Here is a 22,712-nt window from a genome sequence, read left to right on the forward strand (position 1 = left end):
GCCCGGGATGGGCCGCTGCCGCCACGGAGGTCAAGGCGGCGTTGCCCCGAAAGGAGAAGCTGGCTAAGCACCAGCCGCTCCCAGACGCCGCCAGAGGACCCCATGACCGAGATCGTCGATATCACCGCCCGCGAGATCCTGGACAGCCGGGGCAACCCGACGGTCGAGGTGGACGTGATCCTCGAGGATGGGTCGATGGGCCGTGCGGCGGTCCCCTCCGGCGCCTCGACCGGCGCCCACGAGGCGGTGGAGAAGCGCGACGGCGACAAGGGCCGCTACCTGGGCAAGGGCGTCCAGAAGGCCGTCGAGGCGGTGAACGGCGAGATCTACGACGCGCTGTCGGGCTCCGACGCCGAGGACCAGCGCCGCATCGACAGCCTGCTGATCGAGCTGGACGGCACGAAGAACAAGGCCCGCCTGGGCGCCAACGCCATCCTGGGCGTCAGCCTCGCCACGGCGAAGGCGGCGGCCAGCTCGGCGGCCCTGCCGCTCTACAAGTACGTCGGCGGCGTCTCGGCCCGCGTCCTGCCGGTGCCGATGATGAACATCATCAACGGCGGGGCCCACGCGGACAACCCGATCGACATCCAGGAATTCATGATCCTGCCGACCGGCGCGGAGACCTTCGCGGAAGGCCTGCGCATGGGCGCCGAGATCTTCCACGCCCTGAAGGCGCAGCTGAAGGCGGCGGGCCACAACACCAATGTCGGCGACGAAGGCGGCTTCGCCCCTAACATCGGCTCGGCCGAGGCGGCGCTGGAGTTCATCGTCAAGGCGGGCGAGAGCGCCGGCTACAAGGCGGCCAAGGACTTCCACCTGGGCCTGGACGTGGCCTCCACCGAGTTCTTCAAGGGCGGCAAGTACGTCATGGAGGGCGAGGGCAAGACGGTCGATCCGGCGGGCATGGTCGACTACCTCGCCGGCCTGGTGGCCAAGTTCCCGATCGTCACCATCGAGGACGGCTGCGCCGAGGACGACTTCGACGGCTGGAAGCTGCTCACCGACAAGCTGGGCGCCAAGGTCCAGCTGGTGGGCGACGACCTGTTCGTGACCAACCCGGAGCGCCTGGGCATGGGCATCGGCAAGGGCCTGGCCAACTCCATCCTGGTGAAGGTCAACCAGATCGGCACCCTGAGCGAGACCCTGGACGCCGTCGATCTGGCCCACCGCAACGCCTACACCGCGGTGATGAGCCACCGCTCGGGCGAGACCGAGGACTCCACCATCGCCGACCTGGCGGTCGCCACCAACTGCGGTCAGATCAAGACCGGCTCGCTGGCGCGGTCCGACCGGACGGCGAAGTACAACCAGCTCCTGCGGATCGAGGAAGAGCTGGGCGACCAGGCCGTCTACGCCGGCAAGGGCGCGCTCCGGAACCTCTAGCGGCTCAGCCCGCCGATCAGGCTGATCAGCTCGGCCGTTCGGTGGGCGCCCGCCTTGTCCAGGATCCGCTTCAGGTGGGTCTTGGCCGTGCCTTCCGACATGCAGAGCTCGAACGCCACCTGCTTGGGCGCCCCGCCGCGGGCCAGGGCGGTGGCGAGCGCCGCCTCGCGAGGCGTCAGGCCGAAGGCGTCGACCAGGACCGCGGCGTCGACGGCGAGCGTCACGCCCGGATCGTCGATGAAGATCCCCACGCTCACCCCCGCCGTGCGCAGCCCGGGCGTTTCCAGCCGCTCGACCTGCAGGAGGAGCGGGAAGGGCGAGCCGTCGCGCGGGACGGCCAGCCGCAGGGCCTGTTCCGGCGGGGCGACGTCGGCCGCGGCGGCCGCCAGCATCGCCTGGAAGTGCCGCGCATGGCCGGGGGCCCGCAGGCGCAGGCCGAAGTCGTCCAGCACCAGGACGTCGGACGCCGTGGCGAGGTTCTGGGCCGCCCGGTTGGCGAACAGCAGCTGCAGGCGGCGGTCCAGCAGGACGACGGCTGAGCGCATCCGGTCCAGCATGCCGAACCCCGCATAGGCGCCCGACTGGGCGGCGGTCAGGCGCCGGCGCAGGCGGAAGGCGCGGGCCAGGTGGGGCCGCACCGCCTCCAGCAGCCCCATCGCCTCGGGTTCGTAGTCGCCCAGCTCCTCCGGACGGAACACCGACAGGAAGCTGCGCGTCTCCCCCACGTCCAGCGCCGTCAGCGCCGCGTGGTGACCGCCCAGCGGCTTGACGAAATCCGCGTAGAACTGGCTGTCGTACAGGGCGCGGCTCAGCGGCGTGTCGACGGGAACCATGTGGCACATGCGGTCCCAGCCCGAGCGCGGAAACCGGCCGAGCCAGATGCGCACGGATTCGTCGCCGAGCGTGCCCAGCATGCGCTGGCTGAGCGCGGGATCGACATTCCCCGCCGCCGCGCCCCAGACGCCGTCCGCCTGCCGCTGCTCGGCCGTGACGGCATGGTGGCCGCCGGTGCTGAGCGCCAGGCGCGTCAGGGCCTCCGGCATGGCCGCGGGATCCTCGGCCGCCTCGTAGAAGCGGTCCGCGAGGTCGAACACCAGATCGGCTGCACCCAACCGCAGGCCCTCCACATCCCCCGATTGGGGTACTCGCAACCGTAACTAGAATTCTAAATCGATCCATCGGCGCGTGGCGAAATCGCGCAAACGTGTAGAGCAATGGAGACGATGATATGCCCGACGAAACAATGGAACGGACAAGCGTTGCTGTAGTCAGCCGCAAGTCACCGATCGTGACGATCGATCCGCAGGCGCCCTCTTCGCCAGAGGTCCGCGCGTTGCTCAAGGATGTCGAAAACAAGCTCAAGCTGTCGTTCACGATGGCCGCCGCCGGCGTCGGCGCGCCGGAAGCCACCGAGATCGATCAGCTGTTCCAGGCCATGGTCGCCGCCCGCCCGGCGGCCGTGCGTGGGCGCGTCCGGGCCCGGGCCCAGAGCATGCTGAGCGCCCCGGCCGGCGTGCGCGAAACCTTCTTCGGCCGCTACGGCGCCGTCGAAAAGGCGGCCTACCGCGGGTCCGACAAGGCCGAGGCGGGTCTGGGCCGGCTGAACGTGTCCGGTCAGAAGCTGCACGCCAGCCTGATCGCCTTCGGCCAGAACGACGCCGTGCTGACCGATGCGCCGCCCAGCGTGTTCCAGGCCAAGAAGCTGACGGGCATCGACCTGTCCAAGCTGCGGGATCTGCCGAAGCTCAACCCGGACGTCGTGGCGGGCGCGAAGTACAAGAAGCTGGGGCTCTTCCTCAACAGCGTGCACTGCATCGAGGAGACCAGCGAACTGTCGGATTCGGACGAGATCGCCATGGGCGGGGTCGCCACCGATCCGGACGGCGACACCCACAAGATCCCCGAGTTCATGGTCTCGAACGACTTCGACGCCGGCGAGAAGAAGAAGTACCCGGGCCGGGGCAAGCTGCTGCACGAATGGAGCCTCGTGCGGGGACCGGACTGGCCCTACCTCTACCATGCGGTGCTGTGCATGGCGGAGAAGGACGGCGGCGGCTTCGCCGACTTCATCACCAAGCTCTGGAAGAAGATCGGCGACGAGGTCCAGAAGGCGATCGCCGGCGCCGCCGGCTCGGCCATCGGGGCGGCCCTCGGCTCCTACTTCGGCCCGCTGGGCACCGCCCTGGGCGCGGCCGTGGGCTGGCTGCTGGGCATGCTGGTCGACTGGATCATCAGCTGGTTCGAGGACGACCTCATCCGTTGCCGCACGATCCTGCTGGGCCTCGGGGCGGCCACCAAGTCGTACTACGACTGGGCCGGCCTCACCGCCGATCCGCCCAACCAGTTCAGCATGAACTTCAACGGCGACGGCGGCCGCTACCGCGTGTGGTGCAGCCTTTCGGTCTATCCATAGCCGAAACGACCGGCGCGCAGGCCCAAGGGGTCTGCGCGCCACGTTCGCGCCGCAACGTAAAATTAAGCATGGCGGCGCGATCTGGAGGGGCTGTTCTGGGAATCACCGTGCTGGCTCGCCTCCGCCCCTACCTGTCCACAGCCGCCCTGGCGCTGCTGATCTTCTATTTCGGCGTGCATGCGTTCACGGGCGAGGGCGGCCTGCTGAGGTCGAACCAGCGCGACGCCACCCTGACGGCCAAGACCCGCGAGCTGGCGGCCCTGACCGCCCAACGCCACGACCTGGAAGTGCGCGCCCAACTGCTGCGCGACACCAGCCTTTCCGCCGACCTGCTGGAGGAAAGAGCGCGCTCCCTGCTAGGCTTCGCGGACCCGAGGGATTATGTGATCCGCTTGAAACCCTGAGGCCGGTTCGTCGGTCTCGGGAGCCATCAAGAAGATCACGGAGTGACGCATGGCGCGCGGTCAGACCGGTGCGACCGGTCGGCGGAAAAGCAATGGCGCGACGAAGGAGGCCCCGAAGGGCCCGGCCGGCGTCACCAAGGAAGAGCTGCTTGGCTATTACCGGGAGATGCTGCTGATCCGCCGCTTCGAGGAGCGGGCCGGCCAGCTCTATGGCATGGGCCTGATCGGCGGCTTCTGCCACCTCTACATCGGCCAGGAAGCCATCGCGGTGGGCGTCGAGGCGGCCAAGAAGCCGGGCGACGAGGTGATCACCGGCTACCGTGACCACGGCCACATGCTGACCAGCGGCATGGATCCCAAGGAGGTCATGGCCGAGCTCACCGGCCGGATCGGCGGCTCTTCCAAGGGCAAGGGCGGCTCGATGCACATGTTCTCGACCGAGGCGGCCTTCTACGGCGGCCACGGGATCGTGGGCGCCCAGGTGCCGCTGGGCACGGGCCTCGGCCTCGCCAACTGGTACCGCGAGGACGGCAAGGTCAGCTTCGCCTTCTTCGGCGACGGCGCGGCCAACCAGGGCCAGGTCTACGAGGCCTTCAACATGGCCGAGCTGTGGAAGCTGCCGGTCGTCTATGTGATCGAGAACAACCAGTACGCGATGGGTACGGCGATCCAGCGCTCGTCGGCCGAGACCCGGCTGCACAAGCGGGGCGTCTCGTTCGGCATCCCGGGCGAGGAAGTCGACGGCATGGACGTGCTGGCCGTGAAGGCCGCCGCAGAAAAGGCCGCCGAGCACGCCCGCTCTGGGAAGGGCCCCTACATCCTGGAGATGAAGACCTACCGCTACCGCGGCCACTCCATGAGCGACCCGGCCAAGTACCGGACGCGGGAGGAGGTGGACGAGGTCCGCAAGACCCGCGATCCCATCGACCACGTCGAGGACCTGCTGGAGAAGAACGGCTGGGCCGACGAGGCCACCCTCAAGGCCATCGACGCCGAGGTGAAGAAGATCGTCGCCGATGCGGCCGAATTCGCCCGCACCAGCCCCGAGCCCGACCCGTCCGAACTCTACACCGACGTCTACACGGAGAGCCACGCGTGACCGACATCCTGATGCCGGCGCTCTCTCCGACGATGGAGGAGGGCACGCTCGCCAAGTGGCACGTGAAGGTGGGCGACAATGTGCGCTCCGGCGACGTGATCGCCGAGATCGAGACCGACAAGGCCACCATGGAGGTCGAGGCGGTCGACGAAGGCGTGATCTCCGAGATCCTCGTGCCGGAAGGCTCGGAGGAGGTGAAGGTCAACACGCCGATCGCGCGCCTGGGCGGCGAGGGCGGCGCGGCCGCCAAGACCCCCGAGCCGAAGGCGGAAGCGCCTGCGCCCGCGGCGCAGGCCGCCGCCGGCGATCCCGAGAAGCAGCCGCCGGAGACGGCCAGGCCGCGGCCGGAGGGCGAGGGCGCCGCGCCCGTCACGCCCAAGCCGCCGCTGAAGGATCCTGAGCTGCCTGAGGGCGTCAACCTGGTGAAGGTGACGGTCCGCGACGCTCTGCGCGACGCCATGGCCGAGGAGATGCGCCGCGACGGCGACGTCTTCCTCATGGGCGAGGAGGTCGCGCAGTATCAGGGGGCCTACAAGGTCAGCCGCGGCCTGCTGGACGAGTTCGGCCCCAAGCGCGTCATCGACACCCCGATCACCGAGTACGGCTTCGCCGGCCTCGGCGTTGGGGCGGCCATGGCCGGCCTGAAGCCGATCGTCGAGTTCATGACGTTCAACTTCGCCATGCAGGCCATTGATCACATTATCAATTCGGCCGCCAAGACGCTGTACATGTCGGGCGGCCAGATCAAGACCAGCATCGTCTTCCGCGGCCCCAACGGCGCGGCGGCCCGCGTGGCCGCCCAGCACAGCCAGGACTACGCGGCCTGGTACGGCCACGTACCGGGCCTGAAGGTCATCGCCCCCTACGACGCGGCCGACGCCAAGGGCCTCCTGAAGGCGGCCATTCGCGATCCGAACCCCGTGGTCTTCCTCGAGCACGAGATGCTCTACGGCCAGGAGTTCGACGTGCCGGAAGGCGTCGACTGGGTGGTGCCGATCGGCAAGGCGAAGGTGCGCCGCGAGGGCGCGGGCGTCACCCTGGTGGCCTATTCCCGGATGGTCGGCTTCTGCCTGCAGGCCGCCGAGGAACTGGCCAAGGACGGGATCGAGGCCGAGGTCGTCGACCTGCGCACGATCCGGCCCATGGACATCGAGACCGTCGTCGAGAGCGTGAAGAAGACCAACCGCCTGGTCACCGTCGAGGAGGGCTGGGGCCCCATGGGCGTCGGCGCCGAGGTGGCGGCCAAGGTGACCGAACTGGCCTTCGACTACCTCGACGCCCCGCCGATGCGGGTCTGCCAGGAGGACGTGCCGCTGCCCTACGCCGCCAACCTGGAGGCGCTGTCGATGCCTTCGGTGGAGCGGATCGTGAAGGCGGCCAAGGCCGTCTCGTACAAGTGAGCGAGGCCTTCGCCTGGCGGGCGGGCGGGTGCCACTGCGGCGGCGTCCGTTTCGAGGTGGCCCTGCCGGCGCGCGTCGAGGCGCAGACCTGCAACTGCTCCATGTGCGCCAAGACGGGCTTCGTGCACGTGATCGTGCCGGAGAGCCGCTTCCGCTTGACCAAGGGCGCCGACCGCCTGGCCGAGTACACGTTCAATACCCGGGTGGCGAAGCACCTGTTCTGCGCGGACTGCGGCGTGAAGAGCTTCTACCGCCCGCGGTCGAACCCCGACGGCTGGAGCGTCAACGGCCGCTGCCTGGACACCGTGGACGGGCTGGAGCTCGTCATCGAGGCCTTCGACGGCCAGAACTGGGAGGCCAATGCGGCGTCCCTCAGCCATCTCTCCAAGGAACACGCATGACGGACATCCTCATGCCCGCCCTCTCGCCCACCATGGAAGAGGGCACGCTGGCCAAGTGGCACGTGAAGAAGGGCGACACCGTGAAGTCCGGCGACGTGATCGCCGAGATCGAGACCGACAAGGCGACCATGGAGGTCGAGGCGGTGGACGAGGGCGTCGTCGACGAGATCCTGATCGCCGAGGGCTCGGAGGGCGTGAAGGTCAATACCCCGATCGCGCGGCTGGCCGGCGAGGGCGAGGCGCCTGCGCCCAAGGCCGAGGCGCCGAAAGCCGAGGCTCCCAAGGCCGAGGCCGCGCCCCCGCCCGCCAAGGCGCCCGAACCCGCCAAGGCCGAGGCGCCCAAGCCTGCGCCTGCCGCAGCTCCGGCGCCCGCGAAGGCGGCGGACGGCGGCCGCATCTTCGCCTCGCCGCTGGCGCGCCGGCTGGCCGAACAGAAGGGCCTCGATCTCTCGGCCATGACCGGGTCCGGCCCGCACGGCCGCATCGTGAAGGTGGACGTCGACAAGGCCCAGCCCGGCCAGGCGAAGGCTCCGGCGGCCGCGCCGGCCGGCGCTCCGGCCGCTCAGGCGCCGCGCCAGGCCCAGAGCCTGGAGCAGATGGGCATCGCGCCCGGCAGCTACGAGCTGATCCCGCTGGACGGCATGCGCAAGACGGTCGCGCGCCGAATGACGGACAGCTTCCGGGACGTGCCGCACTTCCCGCTCAACATGGACCTGGAGATCGACGAGCTCCTGGCCGCCCGCGCGAAGATCAACGCCATGCTGGAGAAGCAGGGCGTGAAGGTCAGCGTCAACGACATTGTGATCAAGGCCGCCGCCATCGCCCTGATGCGGGTGCCGGAAGCCAACGCGTCCTACACGCCCGAAGGCATCGCCATGCACAAGCACGCCGACATCGCCATGGCGGTCGCGGTGCCGGGCGGCCTGATCACCCCGATCATCCGCGCCGCCGAGACCAAGGGCCTGGCTCAGATCGCCACTGAGGCCAAGGACCTGGCCGAACGGGCGCGCAGCAAGAAGCTGAAGCCCGAGGAGTTCCAGGGCGGGACCTTCTCGATCTCGAACCTCGGCATGTTCGGCATCAAGTCGTTCGCCTCGATCATCAACGAGCCGCAGGGCGCCATCCTGTCCGTTGGCGCCGGCGAGAAACGGCCCGTGGTGCGCGGCGATCAGCTGGCCATCGCGACGGTTATGTCTGTCACCCTGACCTGCGATCACCGGGTGGTCGACGGCGCGACGGGCGCCAAGTGGCTGGCGGCCTTCAAGCCGCTGATCGAAGACCCGCTCAACATGATCGTCTAAGGACGCGCCTTGACCAGCATCTACGACTTCAGCGCCGAAACGCTCGACGGCCGGCCCGCGCCGTTGGCGGACTATCGGGGCAAGGTCGTCCTGATCGTCAACACGGCCAGCAAATGCGGCTTCACCCGCCAGTACGAGGGCCTGGAGAAGCTCTACAAGCGCTTCCGTGACCGCGGCCTGGTGATCCTTGGGTTCCCCTGCAACCAGTTCGGCGCCCAGGAACCGGGCGATGCGCAGGAGATCGCGAACTTCTGCTCGCTGACCTACGACGTCCAGTTCCCGATGATGCGAAAGATCGACGTCAACGGCCCGCAGGCCCACCCCCTCTACGCCTACCTCAAGAAGGCCAAGAAGGGCGTGCTGGGCACCCAGGGCATCAAGTGGAACTTCACCAAGTTCCTCGTCGACCGGAACGGCCAGGTCACCGGCCGCTACGCTCCGAATGTTGAACCCAAGGCGCTGGAAGGCGCGATCGAGGCTTTGCTCTGATGGCTGATGCGTTCGATGTCGTCGTGATCGGGTCGGGCCCTGGCGGCTACGTCACCGCCATCCGCGCCTCGCAGCTCGGGATGAAGACCGCCATCGTCGAGCGGGCGGAGCTGGGCGGCATCTGCCTGAACTGGGGCTGCATTCCCACCAAGGCGCTGCTGAAGTCCGGCGAGGTGTACGAACAGCTCGATCACCTGAAGGACTACGGCCTGTCGGTGGAAAAGCGCGGCTTCGACTTCGACGCCGTGGTGCAGCGTTCGCGGAAGGTGGCCTCGACCCTGAACGCGGGCGTCACCTTCCTGATGAAGAAGAACAAGATCGAGGTGGTGACCGGAACCGCGCGCCTGGAGAAGGGGCAGGGCGCGCCGACCGTCGTCGTCGGCGATCGTAAGCTGACCGCCAAGCACGTGATCCTGGCCACCGGCGCCCGCGCCCGGACGATCCCGGCCATCGGCCTGGAACCGGACGGCGAGCGTGTCTGGACCTATCGCGAGGCCCTGGTCCCCAAGTCCGCGCCCAAGACCCTCGTCGTCATCGGCTCGGGCGCCATCGGCATGGAGTTCGCCAGCTTCTACCGGGCCCTGGGCTCGGATGTGACCGTGGTCGAGATGATGCCGCGCATCCTGCCCGTCGAGGACGAGGAGGTCTCCAAGGCCGCGCACAAGGCCTTCGAGAAGCGGGGCATCAAGTTCCGCGTCCCGGCCAATGTGAAGAAGCTGACCAAGACCAGGTCGGGCGTGAGCCTGGAGATCGAGGCGGGCGGCAAGGCCGAGACGCTTGAGGCCGAGGTGGCCATCGTGGCGGTCGGGATCGTCGGCAACGTCGAGGACATGGGCCTGGAAGCCCTGGGCGTGAAGATCGAGAAGACCCACGTGGTCACAGACGCCCACGGCGCCACGGGCGTGCCCGGACTCTATGCGATCGGCGACGTGGCGGGGCCGCCGTGGCTGGCCCACAAGGCGAGCCACGAGGGCGTCCACTGCATCGAGCATATCGCGGGCCTCAAGCCCACGAACCTGACCTCACCGATCCCGGGCTGCACCTACACCACGCCCCAGGTGGCCTCCGTGGGCCTGACCGAAGCCCAGGCCAAGGAAAAGGGCCTGGAGCCGAAGGTCGGCCGCTTCCCCTTCCGCGTGAACGGCAAGGCCATCGCCGCGGGCGAGCTGGACGGCTTCGTCAAGACGGTCTTCGACGGCAAGACCGGGGCCCTGATCGGCGCCCACATGATCGGCCACGAGGTGACCGAGATGATCCAGGGGTTCACCCTGGCCATGACCCTGGAGGCGACCGAAGCCGAGCTGCAGGCCACGGTGTTCCCGCATCCGACCATGAGCGAAGCCATGCACGAGGCCTCGCTCGACGCCTACGGGATGGTTCTGCACATCTAGGCGGTCAGTCGGTCCGCTTCCTCACCGCCGCGTCCAGGCTCCAGGCGCCGGGGCCGGCGCAGGCCAGGTAGAGGAAGATGAAGCAGAACAGGATCGCCGCCTCGCCGCCGTTGAGGGCCGGCCAGAAGCCCTGGCTGCCGTGCGCCATGAAATAGGCCACCGCCATCTGGCCCGAGCAGAGGAAGGCGGCCAGGCGGGTGAACAGACCCAGCGCGATCAGGCCGCCGCCCACGACCTCGATGATCGCCGCCGCCATCAGCAGCGGGGGCAGGGGATCGGGCGCGCCGGGCTGAGGGGCTGGGAAGCCGACCAGCTTCATCAGGCCGTGCTCCATGAACAGCAGCGCGGCGATGATCCGCAGCAGGGCGAGCGCCCGCGGCGCCCAGACGGCCAGACTTGGCATCGATGTTCCCCTTCAGGTCAGGCGGCGCGTCGCATCTCCGCGTCCACGATACGCTGCAGCGCGACGTAATCGGTCTTGCCGGTGCCCAGGACCGGGATTTCCTGCACGCGGATGATCTTTCGAGGCACCGCCAGTTCGGGGGCGCCGATCTGCTGGGCGTGCAGGATCAGCGGAGCCGGGTCGGCGTCGCGCCGGTCGGTGACCAGGATCAGGCGCTCGCCCTTCTTGGGATCGGGCAGGGCCACCACCGCATGCCGGCAGTCGGGCCAGACGGCGGCCGCCAGGTCCTCGGCGGCGGTCAGGGAGACCATCTCGCCGCCCACCTTGGCGAAGCGCTTCACTCGGCCCAGGATCTTGATCCAGTCGTCGTCGGACAGCGAGACCACGTCGCCCGTGTCGTGCCAGCCGTCCTCGGGCGGCTCGATCCCGCCGTCGGCGCGCAGATAGCCGGACATCACATTGGGGCCGCGGACCAGCAGCTTGCCGCCGCCGGGGATGCCTTCAACCGGCTCCAGGCGGGTCTCCATGCCCGGCAGCAGCCCGCCGACCGTGCCGCGCCGGTTGTCGGTGGGCTTGTTCACGGCGATCACCGGCGAGCATTCGGTGGCGCCGTAGCCCTCCAGCAGCGGGATCGGACCGAATTTCTCGGTGATCAGGTTGTGGGTTTCCTCCCGCACCTTCTCCGCCCCGCAGACCACGAAGGTCAGGTCGCTGAGTTCGCCGGGCGCCGCCGAGCGCGCGTACTGGTTGATGAAGGTGTCGGTGGCGAAGAGCACGTTCGCGCGGCTGTCCTTCACCAGCGGCGGGATCTGCTTGATGTGCAGCGGCGACGGATACTGGAAGGTCTTCAGACCCGTCAGCAGCGGCAGCAACGCACCGCCCGTCAGGCCGAAGACGTGGAAGATCGGCAACGGGTTGAAGAAGACCCAGTTGGTGTCGAGGGGGATGTGCTGATTGATCTGACGGCAGTTCGCCACCAGGTTTGCATTGCTGAGCACCACGCCTCGGGGCGCGCCGAAACTGCCCGAGGTGAACAGGATGACGCCGGGGTCCGAAGGCGCGACGGGCGTCCGGAACCGCTTCGGCATCGCGCCGGCCGCGGCGGCGAACAGCTTGTCGGCCAGGCCCACCGTCTGGCGCACCTCCTCGAGATAGACCACCTGGGCCTTGTCCTCGAGCGCATCGATCAGGTCGTGCAGCTTGCCCTGCTCGACGAAGCGATGGGACGTCAGCACGGTCCTGATGCCGGCGAGGTCGCAAGCAGCCTTCAGATTGCGGATGCCGGCCGTGAAGTTCAGCATCGTCGGCACGCGGCCGAACGCGTGCAGCGCGAAGAAGGTGACGATCCCGCCCGAACTGGACGGCAGCATGACCCCAACACGTTCACCCTTACGGGTGAACGACGCGATCTTGCGACCCAGGGCGAACGAAGCCCGGATCAGGTCGAGATAGGTGAGGGGGTTGCGCTCCTGGTCTTCCAGGATCGGCTTCTTCAGCCCATGTTTCCGCGCCGCGGACAGCAACGCATCGAAGATCGAAGACTGCGCCTCGGCGCTGTCGAACGGAGTCAAAGGCGCTCGCCTCCCAGTGTTCTCGTTGCGGGGAACCTATCGCCCATGGAACCGGCTGAAAAGATCGGTAACGAGGCGTGAAGCTCGCCTCGCGGCCGACGCGACCGTACGCACGCTTGATCCGGAGGCCCGGACGGACGATCTAGGGGCTATGGCCGTGGTCATCGACACCCTGAACCAGCGCCGTCCGCGGCACCCCGAAAAGCAGAACCGGCCGGATTCGCCGATCCTGCGAAAGCCGGAGTGGCTGCGGGTCCGCGCCCCGGGCTCGACCGGCTACAACGCCACCCGGGACATCGTGAAGGGCCACGGCCTGGTCACGGTCTGCGAAGAGGCCGCCTGCCCGAACATCGGGGAGTGCTGGTCCAAGAGCCACGCGACCATGATGATCATGGGCGAGATCTGCACGCGGGCCTGCTCGTTCTGTAACGTGGCCACCGGCAAGCCGAACGCCCTGGATCCCACCGAGCCCGCCCGCGTCGCCGACGCCGTGGCGAAGATGGGGCTGAAGCACGTGGTCATCACCTCGGTGGACCGGGATGACCTGGCCGACGGCGGCGCGGCGCACTTCGCCGCCGTGGTCCTGGCCATCCGCCAGGCTTCGCCCGCCACCACGGTCGAGATCCTGACGCCGGATTTCCTGCGCAAGCCGCTCGAGGCGGTGCACGAGGTGATCGACGCCCGCCCTGACGTCTTCAACCACAACCTCGAGACCGTGCCGCGGCTGTACCTCTCGATCCGCCCGGGCGCCCGGTATTACAACTCGCTGCGCCTGCTGGAGCGGGTGAAGGAGCGCGACCCGACCCAGTTCACCAAGTCCGGCATCATGGTCGGCCTGGGCGAGGCGAAGGAGGAGGTCATGCAGGTGATGGACGACATGCGCTCCGCCGGCGTCGACTTCATCACGATCGGCCAGTACCTGCAGCCCACGCGCAAGCATGCGCCGATCGACCGGTTCGTGCACCCGGACGAGTTCCGGGCCTACGAGGAGATCGCCCGGGCAAAGGGGTTCCTGATGGTCTCCGCCAGCCCGCTCACCCGCTCGTCGCACCACGCCGGCGAGGACTTCGCCCGGCTGCAGGAGGCGCGGCGGGCGAAAGAGGCGGCCGCCTAGCTTGCACCACCACGTCTCACGGCTCCTGCCCTATACGCCGGACCAGCTGTTCGCCCTGGTGGGCGACGTCGACCGCTATCCCGAGTTTGTGCCCTGGATCAGTTCCATGCGGACCTGGAATGCGCGTGACCTGGGCGAGGGCGCCGACAGCCTGGACGCCGAGGCGGGCGTGGGCTTCTCGTTCCTCAAGGAGCGGTTCGCCACGCGCGTGCGGCGCGACAGCGTCGAGCGCCGGATCGACGTCAGCCTGTTGTCCGGGCCCTTCCGGCGGCTGACGAATACCTGGCGGTTCCTGGAAGACGAGGCCGGGACGCGGATCGAGTTCGACATCGACTTCCAGTTCAAGTCACGCCTCCTGGAGGGCCTTCTCACGGCCAACTTCCATCACGCGGTCGAGCGGCTCATGGGCTGTTTCGAGGACCGGGCGAAGGCGCTCTACGGCTGAACGCCCACAGCACGAGGCCTGCGGCAAGCACCACGAGCAGTGCGGGCAATTCCTTCGTCGCCCCCAGCAGCAGGACACCGGTGAACAGCGCCGCGGTGAACAGGGCGATCGGACCCCGGAAGGGCAGCGAGAACCGGGGCTCGGGCGCATCGGGCCGCCGCGACATGCGCCACAAGGAAACGCAGCACAGGATATAGCCCGTCAGGCGGGCCGCGGTGGCGATCGTGAGGGCGGTGAGCAGATCGCTGGCCATGGCGAACCCGAAGCCCAGGAGGCTGGAGATGACGATCGCCACGTGCGGCGTGCGCCAGCGCGGGTGGACGTGGCCCAGCCAGCGCGGCAGCTGGTCCTGCTCGGACAGCGCCAGCAGCATGCGCGGCATGGAGATGGTGATGACCAGGATCGTCCCGACGATCACGGCCAGGGCCCCGGCCGAGACGGCGATGGCCCCGGCGTCGCCGAACAGCTGCCGGCCCACCTCGGCGAGCGGCCGGTCGTTCGCGGCCGGGCTGTCCAGCACGCCCACGCACACCAGCAGGACCGCGGCGTAAGCGAAGGTGACCGCGGCCACCCCGCCGATCAGGGCCGCCGGCACGTCGCGTTGCGGATCGCGCGCCTCGCCGGCGACGACCGAGCCGCGCTCGAAGCCGGAATAGGCGAACAGGTAGATCAGCATCGCCTGGGCGAACGGAACGGCGGTGGGCAGGGACGAGTCGATCGCCAGCCGGTCCGCCTGGACGAACCCGATGCCGGCCGCGGCGAAGGCCAGCACGAACCCCACCTTCAGCACGATCAGGACATTGCTGGCGCGAGCCGACTGGCGGATGCCCACCAGGACGATGCCGGTCAGGATCGCGCCCAGCAAGCCGATGGTCAGATAGCGCGGCGCGCCCGATTCCAACGCCGGGACGAAGCCCGCGAGGTAGGTGACGAACAGGGCCGACAGGGTGGCGACCGACATCGCCTGGCTGAACCACATCAGCCAGCCGACGGCGAAGGCGGGCAGGGCGGGCAGGGCCGCGCGCGCATAGAGATAGGGCCCGCCCGTGCCGGAAAACCGGCTCGACAGGTCGGCGAAGCAAAGGATCAGCGGCATGAGCGCGAGCGCCGCGGCGGCGAGGACCACGAAGCTCCAGCCGCCGGCCAGGGCATAGACCTTCGCGGGAGCGGCCAGCATGCCGGCCCCGATCATGGCGTTCAGCACGATGCCCGTGAGGTCGCGGCGGCGCAGGGCGCGGACGAGGTGCGGCGCTTCGCTCAGGTGAGGCGGTCCCGCATCATCTGGAGGGCCGCCTGGACCGCGGCGAGCTGGACGCCTTCCCGGGTGTCCTGCTCGAAGAAGTGTTCTTCATGCACGAGCCGCTGATTGGTCCGCGCGGTGGCGATGTGGACCGTCCCCACGGGCTTCAGGGGCGTGCCGCCGCCCGGACCGGCCACCCCGGTGATCGCCACGGCGAGGTGCGCGTTCGAGGCCTCCAAGGCGCCTTCGGCCATCATCCGCGCCACCGGCTCGGACACCGCGCCGAGGTCGGCGATCAGGTCGCCAGGCACGCCCAGAAGCTCCTGTTTGGCGCGGTTGGAATAGGTGACGAACCCACGCTCGAACACATCGGACGACCCGGCGATCGAGCAGATGGCGCCCGCCACCAGGCCGCCGGTGCAGCTTTCCGCGGTAACGATGCGCAGGGACCGTTCCCGCGCCTCGTCGATCAGGAGGCGCGCCAGGGTCACGATCTCCAGGTTGAACATCAGCTTGAAGGTCCCTCTACTCCGGGCGAACTGAGCACTGCCCGCCCCCATCGACAAGGCGATTCGAGACCCTATGACCACGCTTGCCGACGGGGCCCCGGCCCGCACCGCGCCCCCGGCGCTCTTCGCCGCTACGGTCTTCACCAGCGCCGCGCTGGTGTTCCTGGTCCAACCGATGGTGGCCAAGCTGGTCCTGCCCCTGCTGGGCGGAAGCCCATCGGTGTGGAACACCTCGATGGCGTTCTTCCAGCTCGCGTTGCTGGCCGGCTACTTTTACGCCCACCTCCTGCAGCGGATCCCTTCGGTGCGCGGCCAGGCGATCGCCCACATCGCGGCGCTGCTCGTCGCCGCCGTGGCCTTGCCCCTGCGCGTGAACGAATTGGCGGGACCGCCATCGTCCGACCATCCGAACCTGTGGCTGCTGGCCGTCCTGGCGCTCTCGATCGGAGCGCCGTTCGCGATCCTCTCGGCGACCGCGCCGCTGGTGCAGGCGTGGCATGCGCGGACCATCGGCGCGACCGAGGGCAAGGAGCCCTACGTCCTTTATGCGGCCAGCAACCTCGGCAGCCTGATCGCCCTTCTGGCCTATCCGGTCGTGGTCGAGCCGCTGACGTCCCTGGCGGAGCAGCGCTATGGCTGGAGCGCCGGCTACGGGCTCTTCGTGCTGGTCATCGTCGCCCTGGCGCTCGCCGTCATGCGCGTCCGCTCGGCGGCCGTCGTGCGAACGGAAGCGACGGCGCCGCCTCCGTCCTGGGCCAGCCGGGCAGGGTGGGTGGCGTTGGCGGCCATTCCTTCGAGCCTCATGCTGGGGGTGACCACTCACATCACCACCGATGTGGCCTCGGCGCCGTTCCTGTGGGTGGCGCCGCTCGCCCTCTACCTGGTGACGTTCATCATCGCCTTCCAGGAGCGGCCGGCGATCCGGCCGGCGCTGACATTGACCCTGCAGGCTGCGGCTGCGGCCTGTTGCGTTGCGCTGCTGCCGTTCAAGTCGACGGCCCTGCCGCTGCAGCTCTTCGTCCACCTGGCCGCCTTCTTCCTGACGGCGCTGATGTGCCACCAGCGCCTGGTGGCGCACCGGCCGGATCCGGCGCACCTCACCGAGTTCTACCTCTGCCTCTCGCTGGGCGGCGTGGTCGGCGGGGCCTTCAACGCCTTTGTCGCTCCGGTGATCTTCAACGACGTGTGGGAATACCCCATCGTCCTGGCGCTCTCGTGCCTCGCGCGGCCCTGGGGCGACCTGAACCGCATTCCCCGCTGGAGCTGGGCGATGCTGATCGTAGGGGTCGGCGCGGCGATCGCCACGCCCATGGCGGTGACGTTCGCGGGCTCGCGGGTGACCACGGAGTCCGTCGTCGGCGCCTTCGACCAGTCCGAGCTGTTCGACATGGGGATGAAGACGCTGCTGGTCCTGGCCATGCTGGCGGCGTTCATGGTCCGGCGGCACGCCCTGATGTTCTTCGCCGTCCTGGCGGTGCTGACCTATGCCGCCGAGGCGGCGGCCGACCGGACGGACACGCGACAGAGCTGGCGCAGCTTCTTCGGCGTTTTGAAGCTGTCGCAGACCTACGTCCCGAGCATCGGGCAGGTGAAGATGCTGGCGCACGGCACCACGCTGCATGGCGCCCAAGCGCAGGACCCGCGCTACCGCTGCCGGCCGATGGTCTACTACACGCCGAACACTCCGATCGGTCAGGTGTTCGTGGCCAAGCAGAAGGCCTCGCCGAGCTTGCGGATCGGAGCGGTGGGCCTCGGAACGGGGTCCGTCGCCGGCTACGTGCGGGCGGCCGACCATCTCAGCTTCTACGAGATCGACCCGCTGGTGGTGCGGATCGCCAGCGACCCGGTGAATTTCAGCTACACAACCCTGTGCGCCAAGAGCCTGGTCGACTACGTGATCGGCGACGCGCGCCTGACGGTGGCCAAGGAGCAGCCGGGCAGCTTCGACATCCTGCTGATCGACGCCTTCTCGTCGGATGCGGTGCCGGCCCACCTGCTCACCGTGGAAGCCGTGCGCGGCTACCTCACCAAGCTGAAGCCGGACGGCATCCTGATCCTGCACCTGTCCAACCGGAACCTGGACCTGATGCATCCGGCGCAGGCCGTGGCCCGCGCCGCCGGCGGCTGGTCGCTGGCGCAGAACTATGTTGCGCCCCAGGAGGACCCTGCCGGGACTTGGGAATCGTCCGAGGACGCCGTGATCATCGCGAAGAACAAGGCGGCGCTGGACGCCTTCATGGCCTCAGGCAAGTGGCGCTGGGGCGACCCCTTCAAGGCCAAGCCCTGGACCGACGACTACACCAATCTCGCCGGTTCGCTGTACGCCCACCTCAAGGGCCGGTGGACGTGGCTGCCGTGATCTAGATCGGGGTTTCGACCGCCACGACGGCCTGGGCCATCAGGCCTTCCTCGCGACCGGTGAAGCCCATCCCCTCGGTCGTCGTCGCCTTGACGCTGACGCGGTCGATGGGAAGGCCCAGCAGTTCGGCGATGCGCGCCCGCATCGCGTCCCGGTGCGGCCGGATCTTGGGCCGCTCGCAGATGAGGGTCAGGTCCGCATTCAGGATCCGGCCGCCGCGCGCCGCGACCCGGCTCACCGCGTGCAGGAGAAAGCGGTTGGACGAGGCGCCTTTCCACTGGGGATCCGATGGCGGGAAGTGCTCGCCGATGTCACCGTCCGCGATGGCGCCCAGCACCGCGTCGGTCAGGGCGTGCAGGGCGCAGTCGGCGTCGGAATGGCCCACGAGGCCCAGGTCGTGCTGGATGCGGATGCCGCCGAGCCAGACCACGTCGCCCGGCCCGAACCGGTGCGCGTCGATGCCCTGGCCCATGCGCACGATCCGCCGCCCGCCGCAGAGTTGTTCGGCCAGCATGAAGTCTTCCGGGTAGGTCAGCTTCATCAGCATCGGATCGCCTGGGACCATGGCCACATGGCCGCCGGCCCGCTCCATCACCGAGGCGTCGTCGGTCGGCTCCTCCCCGGCCGGCCAGCGGCGGTAGGCGGCCTTCAGCTTTCCGAGCCGGAAGGCCTGGGGGGTCTGGGCCCGCCACAGGCCGTCGCGAGAGACGGTCTCGTCCACCAGGCCGTCGCCGCGCTTCAAGGTGTCGGGGACGGGCAGGGTGGGGATGGCCCCGTCGGCCAGGTCCAGCGCCGCCAGCAGACGGTCCACATGGCTGCGGCCGACAAACGGTCGGGCGGCGTCGTGTATCAATACGGGTTGAGCGGCTTTCGCCGTGAGGGCCGCAAGGCCGGCCTGGACGGATTCGGCGCGGGTCTTGCCTCCGGTGACCGCCTTCCAGCCTTGGAGACCAACGAGGGCCTCGTCGGCCTGCGACAACCGGTCGCGCGCCACCACCACGACGACCTCCGAGGCGCCGGCGGCCAGCAGGCCTTCGACCGACCAGCGCAGGATCGGCCGGCCGCCCAGCGCGCGCCACGCCTTCGGCTCGCCCGGCCCAGCCCGCAGCCCTTCGCCGGCCGCCACGATCACCGCGGAGAAACTCATACAGGCGCTCATACGAAACTGGCGGGGCGTGTCCAGCTTTCCGGCTTTACGTTAGCGGTGACATCTGCCTAAAAAGGTAGCGATGGGCGTGTCTATAAAATGAGCAGCGTGCTCGACATCGGCGGGGTGAAGGTCGGCGGCCGCGTCTGGATCGCGCCGATGACCGGCGTGTCGGACCTGCCGTTCCGCCGCGCCGCCAGTCGGCTGGGCGCGGCGTACGTCGCCACCGAGATGGTCGCCTGCGCCGAATTCTCCAGGGGACGCTCCGACGTCGTGCGCCGCGCCGCGGTGGGCGAGGGGCTGCCTCTGATGGTGGTGCAGTTGGTCGGCCGCGACCCGGTCGACATGGCCGAGGGCGCGCGCCTGGCGGCCGCGGCGGGCGCCGAGATCATCGACCTCAACTTCGGTTGCCCGGCGCGCGAGGTGACAGGCGGGCACGGCGGCTCGGCCCTGATGCGCGAGCCCGACCTGGCCGCCGAGCTCATGGCCGCCGCGGTGGAGGCCGTGGACGTCCCGGTGACCGTCAAGATGCGGCTGGGCTGGGACAACGACTGCCGCAATGCGCCGGACCTGGCCGCGCGGGCCGAGGCGATCGGGGTCAAGGCCGTGACGGTCCACGGCCGCACCCGCTGCCAGTTCTACAAGGGCGCCGCCGACTGGGCCGCCATCCGGCCGGTGAAGGACGCGGTGTCGATCCCGGTCATCGCCAACGGGGACATCGTCGACGGACGCAGCGCCCGGGCCGCCCTGGACGCCAGCGGCGCGGACGCAGTGATGGTCGGCCGGGGCGTCTACGGCAAGCCATGGATCGCCGCCCAACTGCAAGCGGAGCTGGACGGCCGGCCCTTCGAGGAGCCTCCGGCCGAAGAGCGCCTCGCCATCGCGATCTCGCACCTGCGCGAGAGCCTCGAGTTCTACGGCGAACGCCTGGGCCTGCGGATCTTCCGCAAGCACCTGGCCGCCTACATCGAAAACGCCCCCTGGCCCGCCGACGCGCAGGCCCGGAGAGAAGCGCGCGCGGCCCTGTGCCGCCTGGAGGACGCCCGATCGGTCGAGAGGGGGCTGCAAGCCCTCTGGGGACCTCCAGACCACAGGCTCGCTGCATGAGTGGGAAGACCAAGTTTCAGGACAAGGGCGTGGACATGGACGCCTTGAAGGCCGCGGCCTTCGAGCTCAGTCCGGACCCGTCCCTGGTGGTGGACGCCGAGGGCGCCCTGGTGGCCGTGAACGAGGCCGCGGAGTCGCTGTTCGGCCAGGGACTGGGGCTGCTGGCCCGAGGACGGTTCCGGGCCGCGCTGCCGCCAGGCTCGGCGCTGGTCTCGCTGCTGAACCGGGCCATCGAGGAGGACGCCCGCGTCCGCGAGCGGGGCGTGCACATCAGCCTGTTCGGCCTGCCGCCGTTCGAGGCCGACGGGGCGGCGGCGCCGCTGGGCGACGGTTCGGTCCTGCTGACCCTCACCGTGAAAAATGGGCTGGGCAACGAACGCAGCGCCCACGAGGCTGCCGGGCTCCGTTCGCTGGTGGGCCTGGGCCGAATGCTGGCGCACGAGATCAAGAACCCGCTGGCCGGCATCCGGGGCGCCGCCCAGCTGCTGAAGTCCGGCGCCAAGGCCGAGGATGCGCCGCTGGCGCAGCTCATCGTCGACGAGACCGACCGGGTGCGGCGACTGGTGGATCGGATGGAGGCCTTCTCCGACGACGCCCTGCCCAGCCTGACGCCGATCAACATCCACCAGATCCTCGACCGCGTGCGGGCGCTGGCCACGAACGGTTTCGCCGAGGGCCTGGGCCTGAAGGAGAGCTACGACCCCTCGCTGCCGCCGGTGCCGGGCGACGAGGACCAGCTGATCCAGATCTTCCTGAACCTGGTGAAGAACGCCGCCGAAGCGGCCCATGCACGCGGCGACGGCCGTGGCGAGGTTTCGATCCACACCGCCTATCGCCACGGCGTGCGGGTGCGGTCGGCCAAGGGGCAGGCGCTGCGCGGCGCGCCGCTTGAGGTCCGCGTCGTCGACAACGGCCCTGGCGTGCCCGAGCACATCCGCGAGAGCCTGTTCCAGCCCTTCGTCACGTCCAAGAACAACGGCGCGGGCCTGGGCCTGGCGCTGGTCGCCAAACTGGTCGCCGGCCACGGCGGCCTGATCGATTTCGAGTCCGAGCCCGGCCGCACCGTATTCCGCGTGCTGCTGCCGATCGCGGCGCATGAGGACGCCATCTAGATGAACGCCGCCTCCAAGAAGATCCTGATCGCCGACGACGACAGCTCGATCCGGCTGGTGCTTTCCCAGGCCTTCACCCGGCTGGGCTACCAGGTCCGGGCCACCGGCAACGCCACGACCCTGCTGAAATGGGTCACCGACGGCGAAGGCGACCTGGTGGTCACCGACGTCGTCATGCCCGACGAGAACGTCTTCGACGTCCTGCCCCGGATCAAGAAGCAGCGGCCGAAGCTGCCCGTCATCGTGATGAGCGCCCAGAACAACCTGATCACGGCGGTCAACGCCGCCGAGGTCGGGGCGTTCGAATATGTGCCCAAGCCGTTCGACCTGGACGACATGACCTCGGCCGCGCGCCGGGCCCTGTCGCGGCCGGCCGACGCCGAGGCTTCCAAGGCCCAGGCGCGGGCGGTGCGCGACGACCGCCTGCCACTGATCGGCCGCTCCGCGCCGATGCAGGAAGTCTACCGCACCATCGCCCGACTGGTGGGCGCGGACCTGACGGTGCTGATCACCGGCGAGAGCGGCACCGGCAAGGAGCTGGTCGCCCGGGCGCTGCACGACATGGGCCGCCGCCGCGACGGCAAATTCGTAGTCATCAACCTGGCCGCCACGCCGCGCGAGCGGGTCGAAAGCGAGCTCTTCGGCAAGGAGGAGGGCGACGCCGGCAAGCTGATCGACGCCGACGGCGGCACGCTGTTCCTGGATGAGATCGGCGACATGCCGCTGGACGCCCAGACCCGCCTGCTGCGGGTGATCGACGGCTCCGAGCCGGCGCTGAATCCGAAGACCGGCCGGCGCCCGAACGTGCGGATCATCGCCGCCACCAACCGCGACCTGCGCGCGCTCATCCAGCAGGGGCTGTTCCGCGAGGACCTGTTCTTCCGCCTCAACGTCGCCCCGCTGCGCATCCCGCCGCTGCGCGACCGCGCCGAGGACATCCCGGACCTGGCGCGGGCGTTCCTGCTGCGGGCCAATCGCGAGGGCCTGCCCGCCAAGACCATCGACGCCAACGCCCTGGAGCGGCTGAAGCGGCACGCCTGGCCCGGCAACGTGCGCGAACTCGAGAACCTCGTCCGCCGGGTCTGCGCCCTCTACGGCGAAGACCTGATCACCGCGCGGATCATCGAGAAGGAGCTGGCCGACCAGCAGCCGACGGTGCAGGGACAGGAGGGGCCGGCGACCCTGTCCCAGCTCGTGGAGCAGAAGCTGGCGGGCTACTTCGCCGACCAGCCAGACGGCATCCCGCCCGCAGGGCTCTACGACCGGGTCCTGGAGGAGGTGGAGCGCCCGCTGATCCAGCTGACGCTCGCCGCGACCCGCGGGAATCAGGTGCGGGCCGCCGAGATCCTGGGCCTCAACCGCAATACCCTGCGCAAGAAGATCCACGATCTGGGCGTGGAAATGGCCCGCGGGCGGCGGTAGGC

At 69.3% G+C, this 22,712-nt stretch carries 21 protein-coding genes; 15 read left to right on the top strand and 6 right to left on the bottom strand.

What is annotated here, in order from left to right; genetic code table 11:
• Positions 1-102 precede the first annotated feature (102 nt).
• Complete coding sequence (gene eno, locus AX721_RS07780; protein ID WP_068875445.1) at positions 103-1,383, top strand: phosphopyruvate hydratase; 1,281 nt, start codon at positions 103-105, stop codon at positions 1,381-1,383.
• Here the strand turns inward: eno and AX721_RS07785 are convergent.
• A complete protein-coding gene (locus AX721_RS07785; protein WP_068875446.1) occupies positions 1,380-2,495 on the bottom strand; it encodes a helix-turn-helix transcriptional regulator in 1,116 nt (371 codons plus the stop codon). The genes eno and AX721_RS07785 overlap by 4 nt on opposite strands.
• A 116-nt stretch (positions 2,496-2,611) precedes the next feature.
• Between AX721_RS07785 and AX721_RS07790 the strand changes: the two genes are divergently transcribed.
• From AX721_RS07790 to lpdA, 8 genes are all read left to right on the top strand, one after another.
• On the top strand, positions 2,612-3,796 hold the full coding sequence (locus AX721_RS07790) for a hypothetical protein (protein WP_156467059.1): 1,185 nt from the start codon (positions 2,612-2,614) through the stop codon (positions 3,794-3,796).
• A gap of 107 nt (positions 3,797-3,903) precedes the next feature.
• Positions 3,904-4,200, top strand: coding sequence for a septum formation initiator family protein (locus AX721_RS07795; protein ID WP_068875448.1), 297 nt, complete (start codon positions 3,904-3,906; stop codon positions 4,198-4,200).
• Between the two features lie 49 nt (positions 4,201-4,249).
• A complete protein-coding gene (gene pdhA / locus AX721_RS07800; RefSeq protein WP_068875449.1) occupies positions 4,250-5,299 on the top strand; it encodes a pyruvate dehydrogenase (acetyl-transferring) E1 component subunit alpha in 1,050 nt (349 codons plus the stop codon).
• Positions 5,296-6,699, top strand: a complete 1,404-nt coding sequence (locus tag AX721_RS07805) for a pyruvate dehydrogenase complex E1 component subunit beta (RefSeq protein ID WP_068875450.1) — start codon at positions 5,296-5,298, stop codon at positions 6,697-6,699. The genes pdhA and AX721_RS07805 overlap by 4 nt, the downstream gene beginning before the upstream one ends.
• A complete protein-coding gene (locus AX721_RS07810) occupies positions 6,696-7,100 on the top strand; it encodes a GFA family protein (RefSeq protein ID WP_068875451.1) in 405 nt (134 codons plus the stop codon). Before AX721_RS07805 ends, AX721_RS07810 begins: the two co-directional genes overlap by 4 nt.
• Complete coding sequence (locus AX721_RS07815) at positions 7,097-8,401, top strand: pyruvate dehydrogenase complex dihydrolipoamide acetyltransferase (protein WP_068875452.1); 1,305 nt, start codon at positions 7,097-7,099, stop codon at positions 8,399-8,401. Before AX721_RS07810 ends, AX721_RS07815 begins: the two co-directional genes overlap by 4 nt.
• 9 nt (positions 8,402-8,410) lie before the next feature.
• Complete coding sequence (locus tag AX721_RS07820; RefSeq protein ID WP_068875453.1) at positions 8,411-8,890, top strand: glutathione peroxidase; 480 nt, start codon at positions 8,411-8,413, stop codon at positions 8,888-8,890.
• Entirely contained in the window at positions 8,890-10,281 is a 1,392-nt protein-coding gene (gene lpdA, locus AX721_RS07825) for a dihydrolipoyl dehydrogenase (protein WP_068875454.1), read from the top strand. Before AX721_RS07820 ends, lpdA begins: the two co-directional genes overlap by 1 nt.
• Before the next feature lie 4 nt (positions 10,282-10,285).
• Here lpdA and AX721_RS07830 read toward each other — a convergent pair whose 3' ends face one another.
• A complete protein-coding gene (locus AX721_RS07830) occupies positions 10,286-10,684 on the bottom strand; it encodes a DoxX family protein (RefSeq protein ID WP_068875455.1) in 399 nt (132 codons plus the stop codon).
• Between the two features lie 17 nt (positions 10,685-10,701).
• Positions 10,702-12,255 (bottom strand): AMP-binding protein, encoded by a 1,554-nt coding sequence (locus AX721_RS07835; RefSeq protein ID WP_068875456.1) that lies wholly within the window; start codon positions 12,253-12,255, stop codon positions 10,702-10,704.
• Positions 12,256-12,406: 151 nt separating this feature from the next.
• Between AX721_RS07835 and lipA the strand changes: the two genes are divergently transcribed.
• The gene (gene lipA, locus AX721_RS07840) at positions 12,407-13,369 is read left to right on the top strand and encodes a lipoyl synthase (RefSeq protein WP_068875457.1); all 963 of its coding nucleotides are present in this window, start codon (positions 12,407-12,409) and stop codon (positions 13,367-13,369) included.
• A 1-nt stretch (position 13,370) separates the two neighbouring features.
• Positions 13,371-13,814 carry a type II toxin-antitoxin system RatA family toxin gene (locus AX721_RS07845; protein WP_068875458.1) on the top strand — a complete coding sequence of 148 codons (444 nt, stop codon included), beginning with the start codon at positions 13,371-13,373 and terminating at the stop codon, positions 13,812-13,814.
• Here the strand turns inward: AX721_RS07845 and AX721_RS07850 are convergent.
• Complete coding sequence (locus AX721_RS07850) at positions 13,771-15,075, bottom strand: APC family permease (RefSeq protein WP_369807896.1); 1,305 nt, start codon at positions 15,073-15,075, stop codon at positions 13,771-13,773. The two genes, AX721_RS07845 and AX721_RS07850, sit on opposite strands and share 44 nt — an antisense overlap.
• Complete coding sequence (locus AX721_RS07855) at positions 15,072-15,563, bottom strand: CinA family protein (RefSeq protein WP_068875460.1); 492 nt, start codon at positions 15,561-15,563, stop codon at positions 15,072-15,074. Before AX721_RS07855 ends, AX721_RS07850 begins: the two co-directional genes overlap by 4 nt.
• A gap of 73 nt (positions 15,564-15,636) precedes the next feature.
• On the opposite strand from AX721_RS07855, the gene AX721_RS07860 reads away from it, so the two are divergent.
• On the top strand, positions 15,637-17,922 hold the full coding sequence (locus tag AX721_RS07860) for a spermidine synthase (protein WP_068875461.1): 2,286 nt from the start codon (positions 15,637-15,639) through the stop codon (positions 17,920-17,922).
• Between the two features lies 1 nt (position 17,923).
• Here the strand turns inward: AX721_RS07860 and AX721_RS07865 are convergent, their stop codons facing one another.
• Positions 17,924-19,069: a bifunctional 2-C-methyl-D-erythritol 4-phosphate cytidylyltransferase/2-C-methyl-D-erythritol 2,4-cyclodiphosphate synthase gene (locus AX721_RS07865; protein WP_068875462.1), complete on the bottom strand. Its 1,146-nt coding sequence runs from the start codon at positions 19,067-19,069 to the stop codon at positions 17,924-17,926.
• Positions 19,070-19,168: 99 nt separating this feature from the next.
• On the opposite strand from AX721_RS07865, the gene dusB reads away from it, so the two are divergent.
• The 3 genes from dusB to ntrC are packed head-to-tail and all read left to right on the top strand — an operon-like array spanning position 19,169 to position 22,710.
• Positions 19,169-20,176, top strand: coding sequence for a tRNA dihydrouridine synthase DusB (gene dusB, locus AX721_RS07870; RefSeq protein WP_068875463.1), 1,008 nt, complete (start codon positions 19,169-19,171; stop codon positions 20,174-20,176).
• Positions 20,173-21,288 (top strand): ATP-binding protein, encoded by a 1,116-nt coding sequence (locus AX721_RS07875; protein WP_068875464.1) that lies wholly within the window; start codon positions 20,173-20,175, stop codon positions 21,286-21,288. Before dusB ends, AX721_RS07875 begins: the two co-directional genes overlap by 4 nt.
• Positions 21,289-22,710 carry a nitrogen regulation protein NR(I) gene (ntrC, locus tag AX721_RS07880; RefSeq protein WP_068875465.1) on the top strand — a complete coding sequence of 474 codons (1,422 nt, stop codon included), beginning with the start codon at positions 21,289-21,291 and terminating at the stop codon, positions 22,708-22,710.
• Positions 22,711-22,712 lie beyond the last annotated feature (2 nt).

The organism is Phenylobacterium sp. CCH9-H3, from assembly GCF_001557235.1.
In the GTDB taxonomy this organism is placed as follows: Bacteria; Pseudomonadota; Alphaproteobacteria; order Caulobacterales; family Caulobacteraceae; genus Phenylobacterium.

Coding starts and splice junctions, on each gene's coding strand:
- eno (WP_068875445.1), top strand. CDS start 103: ATGACCGAGATCGTCGATATCACCGCCCGCGAGATCCTGGACAGCCGG.
- AX721_RS07790 (WP_156467059.1), top strand. CDS start 2,612: ATGCCCGACGAAACAATGGAACGGACAAGCGTTGCTGTAGTCAGCCGC.
- pdhA (WP_068875449.1), top strand. CDS start 4,250: ATGGCGCGCGGTCAGACCGGTGCGACCGGTCGGCGGAAAAGCAATGGC.
- AX721_RS07815 (WP_068875452.1), top strand. CDS start 7,097: ATGACGGACATCCTCATGCCCGCCCTCTCGCCCACCATGGAAGAGGGC.
- lpdA (WP_068875454.1), top strand. CDS start 8,890: ATGGCTGATGCGTTCGATGTCGTCGTGATCGGGTCGGGCCCTGGCGGC.
- AX721_RS07830 (WP_068875455.1), bottom strand. CDS start 10,684: ATGCCAAGTCTGGCCGTCTGGGCGCCGCGGGCGCTCGCCCTGCTGCGG.
- lipA (WP_068875457.1), top strand. CDS start 12,407: ATGGCCGTGGTCATCGACACCCTGAACCAGCGCCGTCCGCGGCACCCC.
- AX721_RS07855 (WP_068875460.1), bottom strand. CDS start 15,563: ATGTTCAACCTGGAGATCGTGACCCTGGCGCGCCTCCTGATCGACGAG.
- AX721_RS07860 (WP_068875461.1), top strand. CDS start 15,637: ATGACCACGCTTGCCGACGGGGCCCCGGCCCGCACCGCGCCCCCGGCG.
- AX721_RS07865 (WP_068875462.1), bottom strand. CDS start 19,069: ATGAGTTTCTCCGCGGTGATCGTGGCGGCCGGCGAAGGGCTGCGGGCT.
- dusB (WP_068875463.1), top strand. CDS start 19,169: ATGAGCAGCGTGCTCGACATCGGCGGGGTGAAGGTCGGCGGCCGCGTC.
- AX721_RS07875 (WP_068875464.1), top strand. CDS start 20,173: ATGAGTGGGAAGACCAAGTTTCAGGACAAGGGCGTGGACATGGACGCC.
- ntrC (WP_068875465.1), top strand. CDS start 21,289: ATGAACGCCGCCTCCAAGAAGATCCTGATCGCCGACGACGACAGCTCG.